This is a genomic window from Armatimonadota bacterium, from assembly GCA_017303935.1.
In the GTDB taxonomy this organism is placed as follows: domain Bacteria; phylum Armatimonadota; class Fimbriimonadia; order Fimbriimonadales; family Fimbriimonadaceae; genus JAFLBD01.
In genome coordinates, this window is record JAFLBD010000003.1 from 613567 (window position 1) to 619691 (window position 6125).

The 6125-nt window shown below is 52.5% G+C and carries 6 protein-coding genes; 5 read left to right on the top strand and 1 reads right to left on the bottom strand.

All coding sequences use genetic code 11. From position 1 onward, the window contains the following. Nucleotides 1-15: 15 nt before the first annotated feature. On the bottom strand, nucleotides 16-1545 hold the full coding sequence (locus tag J0L72_12110; GenBank protein MBN8691512.1) for a glutamate--tRNA ligase: 1530 nt from the start codon (nucleotides 1543-1545) through the stop codon (nucleotides 16-18). 75 nt (nucleotides 1546-1620) lie between these two features. Between J0L72_12110 and J0L72_12115 the strand changes: the two genes are divergently transcribed. From J0L72_12115 to J0L72_12135, 5 genes are all read left to right on the top strand, one after another. After that, complete coding sequence (locus J0L72_12115; protein MBN8691513.1) at nucleotides 1621-2166, top strand: DUF4339 domain-containing protein; 546 nt, start codon at nucleotides 1621-1623, stop codon at nucleotides 2164-2166. Nucleotides 2167-2220: 54 nt separating this feature from the next. Beyond that, nucleotides 2221-2766 carry a peptidylprolyl isomerase gene (locus J0L72_12120; protein ID MBN8691514.1) on the top strand — a complete coding sequence of 182 codons (546 nt, stop codon included), beginning with the start codon at nucleotides 2221-2223 and terminating at the stop codon, nucleotides 2764-2766. 90 nt (nucleotides 2767-2856) lie between these two features. After that, nucleotides 2857-3669, top strand: coding sequence for a methylisocitrate lyase (gene prpB, locus J0L72_12125; protein MBN8691515.1), 813 nt, complete (start codon nucleotides 2857-2859; stop codon nucleotides 3667-3669). Between the two features lie 78 nt (nucleotides 3670-3747). After that, the gene (locus J0L72_12130; GenBank protein MBN8691516.1) at nucleotides 3748-5463 is read left to right on the top strand and encodes a hypothetical protein; all 1716 of its coding nucleotides are present in this window, start codon (nucleotides 3748-3750) and stop codon (nucleotides 5461-5463) included. Between the two features lies 1 nt (nucleotide 5464). Continuing rightward, nucleotides 5465-6125, top strand: a 661-nt coding sequence (locus J0L72_12135; protein MBN8691517.1) for a hypothetical protein, incomplete at its 3' end; no start/stop codon positions are given.

Sequence of the window (6125 nt, forward strand, 5' to 3'; positions counted from 1 at the left end):
CCCGTTATTTCTACCTTAGCGAAGCATCGACTTGGCGCGCTTGAACCGCGCGACCATCCGCTCCGGCCCGAGCACGCTCATCAAGTCAAACAGTCCTGGTCCAGCCGTCTTGCCGGTGAGAGCAACTCGGGTTGGATGGACCACCGGACCAATCTTTTCGAGCCCAATCTTTGCGGCATAGTCTTTGACCAACTTTTCGCAATCATCGTGCGAAATCGAGTCCATGCCAGTCAGTGATTCAATGAAGGCATCGAACATCGGCCCGACATGCTCCTGGCCGATGAACCATTTTTCTGTCGCTTTCGGATCGAATTCGACTTCATCGACAAAGAAGAACTGGCAAGCCTCACCGAACTGAGCGAGGGTTTGAACGCGCTCTTGTTCGAGTGGAAGCACCTTCTCGACATAAGCCCTGTTCTCTGAGATCGCGCTCTTCAACAGTTCCAGCTTTTGCCAAGTGCCTGATTCGACGTTTGCTTCGCGCGACCAGTACTCCTTGGTTTCTGGATTCGACAGGAATGATTCGATCTCCGCGAGCAGTTCTTCGACGCCAAGCGCGCGAATGTAATGACCATTCATCCAAGTGAGCTTGTCCATGTCAAACACGCCCGGCGAAGGCTGCAACCCATCCAGGGTGAAAGCTTCTTCCAACTCTTTGCCGGACATCAATTCACGGTCACCGCCTGGCGCCCAGCCGATCAGTACTACAAAATTGCAAAGTGCCTGCGGCAAAAACCCTGCGCTTCGAAAATCTAGAACGCGAGTGTCACCATGTCGCTTGCTCAGCTTCGAGCCATCCTTGCCCTTGATCACCGGGCAGTGGCAAAACACCGGGCGATCCCAACCAAATGCGTCGAACAAAGCAGCATGCTTTGGCGCGGAACTGATCCATTCTTCGCCACGCATGATGTGGGTGATGCCCATCAAATGGTCGTCAACCATCGCCGCGAAGTGATAAGTTGGCATGCCATCTCCCTTGATCAACACTGGATCGTCAACCGTGTTGCTATCCCATTCGATCCGGCCACGGATGTAATCCTCGATCACGATGGTTGAATCCTTTGGCACTTTCTGCCGGATAACGTAAGGTCTGCCCTCGGCGAGAGCGGCTTCAACTGCCGACGGTTCTGCATCCCGCCACTTTCCGCCGTAATAGCCGATCGGGAGCTTGTTGATCTGTTGATACTCCCGCATTTCGGTCAGCTCCTCGGGAGTATCGAAGGCGTAATACGCCATCCCCTTGGCAAGAAGTTGATCGATCAATTCCTGATAAATGCCCAGCTCTTTGCGCTCGCTTTGGCGATACGGTTCGTGAGGGCCACCGACGCCAAACCCCTCTTGCCACTCGATGTTCAACCAGCGAAGGCTCTCGACGATTTCATCTTCACAGCCCGGCACCAATCTCGCACGATCGGTATCTTCGATTCGCAGAATGTGAACCCCGCCAAAGTGCTTTGCCAGCAAATGCTTGAAGAGTGCATCTCGAATATTGCCAACGTGGGGACTTCCGGTTGGACTAGGGGCATAGCGAACGCGTACAGACATATTTTTTACCTTCATAATGTACCTGCGTGAACCCCAAACAGGCTAACTCGCGTATTATCTGATCGGACCCACGGGATGAGTACAGGCAACAGCAACTTTGACTGGTTTTACATTGGACAATTTGGCCAACTTGGTCCGTTGTCAGAGGAGCAGATGATCGAGCTGATCCGGGACGAGGTCGTGAAGCCGGAGACTTACGTCTGGAAGGCTGGCATGGCAGATTGGGTTCGGGCGCAATCCATTCCGCAATTTGTGGGCACCTTCCCTTCCGGTTCTGGTCATGTGCCGCCGCCACAGCCCTTGATCCAGCAGCCAACGCCAGCGCCCTCGCCGACCATTCCAAGCTGGACACAAACTCCTCAACCACCGCAGCCAATGATGCACCACGTGCCCCACGCGCTGGTGCCGTACAGCGACAAATCCCGGATCGCTGCAGGAGTTTTGAACCTATTTCTGCCCGGTGTCGGGAGGATGTACCTCGGGTTTGTCACGGTGGGGATCATTCAGTTCTTGACTTCGTTCTGCTTTGGAATCGGAGCCCTTTGGTCCATCATCGACGGCATTCTGTTCTTAACTCGCCAAAACAACACCGACGTGCGTGGGCGAGTACTAAAGGACTAATCGCCAATGCAAAATTGCATCCCGTTCGTCTAACCTTGTGATTAGGGGAAATTCATGCGAAATCTGCTCTTGCTCTCATCGGTGATCTTGGTAACTAGCGCAAATAGTGCGTTGATGCCACGCGCCGAGTCACTGACTCTGCAAATCAAAATGGAGAGCGGTGGCACGATTGCGATCAAACTGAATTCCACAGGAGCCCCCAAGGCAGTCGAGAGAATCACCAGCCTGGCCAAATCCGGGTTCTACGACGGCCAAAAGTTCTTCAAAGTCGTCAAATCGCCGAAGCCATTTCTAGTTCAATTTGGCGACCCCAACAGCCGCAACAAGTCGATGGACGACCCAGACCTCGGTAAGTACAAAACCGGCGTACAGGTCCCGTTTGAAGACAGCGGATTGAAGCACGTCCGGGGCGCGGTAGGGCTCGCTCGGCTCGGCGAAAACAAGAATTCCGGCGACACCCAGTTCTACATCATGTTGGATTCGGCGCCGTTCCTCGACGGTCAATACACCGTTTTCGGCAACGTATCCAGCGGGATGAACGTCGTCGACGGCATCAAGCCCGGAGACACCGTGGTTAGCGTCAAAGTCGTCAGCGAATAATCCCTCGGGTACGCTGAATGCGTGATTCGACCACCGCTAAAGTCCCCTGGGGCGCTGCTTCGTCAACAGTTTGAGTCTGGCATCGTGGTGATGCCCGGAGCGTTTTCGGCGCTCTCCGCCCTCGCCGCGACCAAGCAAGGCGCGAAGGCGGTCTATCTCAGCGGCGGCGCAATCACCAACAATCTGCTCGGGATGCCCGATATCGCTCTCACCACCCTCAACGAAATGAGCACGGTGGCGGCGCAAGCGTGCCAAGTCGCGCCAGTGCCGATCATTTGCGATGCGGATACCGGGTTTGGCGAAGTTTGGAACACCACTCGCACCGTCATCGAGATGGAGCGCGCCGGGCTGGCAGGGATTCACCTTGAAGACCAAGTGAGCCCGAAGAGGTGTGGGCACCTGGACGGCAAGGACCTCATCTCTTGCGCCCAAATGGAATCCAAGATTCGGGCTGCCGTGGAGGCTAAATCTGATCCGAGCTTTATGGTTTTGGCGCGCACCGACGCGCGCGGTGTCGAATGGATCGAATCGGCGATTGACCGGGCGAAGGCATATGTGCAGGCTGGGGCAGACGGCATCTTTCCCGAAGGTCTGGTCAGCGAGTCCGAGTTCGCTCAATTCCGCGAGGCACTGCCCGGAGTTCCGATGCTGGCGAACATGACCGAATTCGGCAAGACTCCACTGATCACCGCCAACGCGTTTGAAAATCTCGGCTATCAGATGGTGATCTTCCCAGTGACCGCTTTGCGCGTGATGTTGAAGGCGATCGAGGAGTTCTATGCCGACCTCCTTGCAACTGGAACTCAGGCGGGATACATGGACAAAATGCGCACCCGCGCGGAGCTGTACGCAACCATCGACTATCCCGAGTATGAGGGCAAAGACCTCACTTGGAAGTCGTAGCGGACATTTTGAGAAAAATTCAAAAAAGTATTTCAAATGACAGGAAACCGTCTTATAATCCGGACAGGAGTAAAGACAATGTCAAATTTACTTAGAACATCACTCATCAGCGCAGTCTCCGTATTCCTGACTGCAGCGGCGTTCGGTCAGGCGAACTCCGACGAGCACGATCCGCTTCCTGGAAATCTTCAACGAGGAGGTGTGAATATCTCGAATGTGTGGGCGTGCAACTACCGATACAGCTTAGGACAGCCCACTTACAACATCAAACGCGCAAAGGTGATGCTCGATTATGGCGATCCTGGTCATACTTGGCACGATTTCGACCGCATTGCTAGCGGTACCAATGGACTACGGTTTGGACATATTAGGATTGCAATCGATCCGGTGGCTTTCGGAGCCGATCATGGCAGTCCAGAATGCAACTTGTCGGATTGGAGCTGGACGGGCTGGTGTAATACGAACAATAACGGATGGCAGACCGTCAAGCCATCAGAAAATTTCAAGGAGCTCGCCCGAGACATCATTGAAGCTAAAGCTCGCGGATTGGATGTCATCATCGACTTACACCCAATCTACGTTTCAGAGTACGACTTCCACAAGCAGTGGTACAACCAGTCCGCGACTAGTTGGCCAAGGGGTGGGTTGTATGTCGAAGATTTGTGCACTGCGCAGTCCATCCTGCCTATTCACACTGGTGAATCCGTTCACCCACTCCCACGTTTTTGGAAGAGCTTTGTTTACAACCTTCGAACTAAGCTCGACTACATGTATCAGAACTTCTTCCCAAACCTCTGTGTAAGCACGGAGGAGGACCCATATTATCCTTTGAAAGGAGTGCATTTTGAGATCCTCATTGAGCCGTTTGTGAACTTCTTCGCGGGCGGCGGCCCAAGGTATACGGTCGGAATTAGCGGTAACCATCAGTTTAGCGACTATAAACTCTGGAGATACAATATGTTGCCGATCTGGAAAGAGCTTCAGAAGTCCGCCATAAGTGCAATTTACAGCGAAGCGGACCCGAATTATTGCCGGGTCATTGCGACAACGTACAATTCACTCTTCGATAGTTACGATGTAGTAAAGGATCCCACACCTGGAAGTACCGATACTTACCAATTCGAACCATTTAAAGGTGATGATTTCCCAGGTGGCATGGATTATGCTAGGAGAGTCGTCTATGCTTATCATCCGTACTTACCGTTTTATTTCACCCACCCACACGTCGCTTCGTCCTACTACATAGAAAATCGATACTATTACAAACCTAGAGATTTCGAAAACAGCTTCGATAACGCTATTGCGCCCAGGTACAAGGATAATGTGCTTAAGGATGATCCCACTCCTGGAGAGGACCCTCCGCAAACATATGTCGTTGTCAACAATTGGCGAAAGAATTATGATGCACCTATGATTGCTACCGAGTTAGGCGCCCGAACTGACGGCACAGCCGGGAACGACTTTGGAGTCGATTCAAACGGGGCTGAACCAATCGGTTATGGCCCGAGAGCGGGATTCTGGACCCAGCGCGATTTTTACCATCACGATATGCGAACACAATTGGCTAAAGACAATTCCGGTTGGACAATGTTTGACTATATTGGCAAATGGGGCGCAATGACCAACCGTTATTTAGATTGGTTCAAAGCCGATTCAACAGCCCACCCTCCCTATGACGATATCCCCGACCTCTTTGTGCGCGGAGCTCGGAACCCTGGAGGTGAACTTGATTACAAAATGGTTGAGGCACTGTTTGGTGACAATCGGCCATCAGAACCGAACCCGGATGAGTGAAATGAATACAAAATTGATTCTTGCTTGCGCAATGACCACTGGCCTTCTGGCCAGTGGCCAAGCCATTTCCTGGACGATGCAGTCCATTACGGTTCCTGGTGCGTCAAATAATCTCAAGATTTCCGCGTTCAATAGTCAAGGAACAATGGCTATTAGGGACAGCAACAACGGCAACATTTATCGGCGTCTTAGCAACGGCCAAGTCACACAGTTCATTGATCCAATTAGATTTGCTGGTGCGGACGCAATGAATGAAAACGGCGATTTTGCGATTGCAGGGGTAGACCAGACAGTCAACCCTGGTGTAACTGCTATTCGCATCTGGAACGCAAATGGAACCGTGCAAACTTGGCAAGACCCACAATTAGGTGGCAATTATGGCAGTTTACTGATGTGGGGGATGAACGAGAGCCGACAAACCGTTGGCACCTATGTTCGAGATAGTCCAACTTTTTTCGGAGCTTGTGGTTCTTATTCCCCAAACTCAAGTTTACTGCTGACTCCGATGGGTGCCAGTTTTGCCAAAGATATTTCGAACGATGGCACCATCGTCGGGATGAACGAATACCGCCCAGGGACTTGGGACCTGGCTGGCAATTACACAGCACTACCTTTGCCGGTGGGCGATACGTCAGGCGCAGCCCATGTCATCACCGAATCGG

Excerpts from the sequence above, each read along its gene's own strand:
- J0L72_12110 (MBN8691512.1), bottom strand. The coding sequence starts at position 1,545 with ATGTCTGTACGCGTTCGCTATGCCCCTAGTCCAACCGGAAGTCCCCAC.
- J0L72_12130 (MBN8691516.1), top strand. The coding sequence starts at position 3,748 with ATGTCAAATTTACTTAGAACATCACTCATCAGCGCAGTCTCCGTATTC.
- J0L72_12120 (MBN8691514.1), top strand. The coding sequence starts at position 2,221 with ATGCGAAATCTGCTCTTGCTCTCATCGGTGATCTTGGTAACTAGCGCA.
- J0L72_12115 (MBN8691513.1), top strand. The coding sequence starts at position 1,621 with ATGAGTACAGGCAACAGCAACTTTGACTGGTTTTACATTGGACAATTT.
- prpB (MBN8691515.1), top strand. The coding sequence starts at position 2,857 with ATGCCCGGAGCGTTTTCGGCGCTCTCCGCCCTCGCCGCGACCAAGCAA.